The sequence below is a fragment of the Paenibacillus sp. LC231 genome, from assembly GCF_001860525.1.
In the GTDB taxonomy this organism is placed as follows: Bacteria; Bacillota; Bacilli; order Paenibacillales; family Paenibacillaceae; genus Paenibacillus_AQ.
In genome coordinates this window covers 1-672 of sequence record NZ_JFOM01000004.1, presented here as the reverse complement: position 1 = coordinate 672, position 672 = coordinate 1, and the positions used below count along the sequence as shown (strand labels likewise).

At 40.5% G+C, this 672-nt stretch carries 1 protein-coding gene; it reads right to left on the bottom strand.

Annotated elements, in window-relative coordinates; translation table 11 throughout:
* Positions 1-142: 142 nt before the first annotated feature.
* Complete coding sequence (gene tnpA / locus AK95_RS01560; protein ID WP_071218155.1) at positions 143-616, bottom strand: IS200/IS605 family transposase; 474 nt, start codon at positions 614-616, stop codon at positions 143-145.
* Between the last annotated feature and the right edge of the window lie 56 nt (positions 617-672).

Genomic DNA, 672 nt, shown 5'->3' with positions numbered 1-672 from the left:
AATCATGACCACCCGTCCAACGGGTGGTTTGCTCTTGGGGTATAACCCCTTGTTGCCAAACTGCGCCTAAAGACGCTAGCCTGACCATAACTCTGTTCAGGCTCATTGTTATTTGTCACTTTCACTTACCAGTTAAACTGGTTTATTTCTTTTTGCCCCTGTTGCTGCTGAATGGATCTTCGTACTCTTTTACACTCAACTTATCCATGGCTTGATCATGTGCCTCTTGTTCACGAATGTACTTCGCTACTGTTGCTTCATTCAAACCTACTGTACTCACATAATATCCTTCTGCCCAAAATTTTCGATTCCCGTATTTATATTTTAGTTGTGCATGCTTCTCGAAGATCATTAACGAACTTTTCCCCTTTAGATATCCCATGAATGATGAGACTGATATTTTCGGTGGGATAGCCACCAACATATGGACATGATCGGGCATCATGTGGCCTTCTATAATTTCTACTCCTTTGTACTTACATAAGCGTTTGAAAATTTCTATTAAGTCTCTTCTTACTTGATTATAGATCTCTTTCCGTCTATACTTCGGGGTAAATACAATGTGGTATTTGCACATCCACTTTGTGTGAGCTAGGCTGTAGCTCTTGGTTGCCATTTGAGACCATTCCTTTCTTTGAGCCTGAACATCTCAATTTTATTGGAATGGTCTCA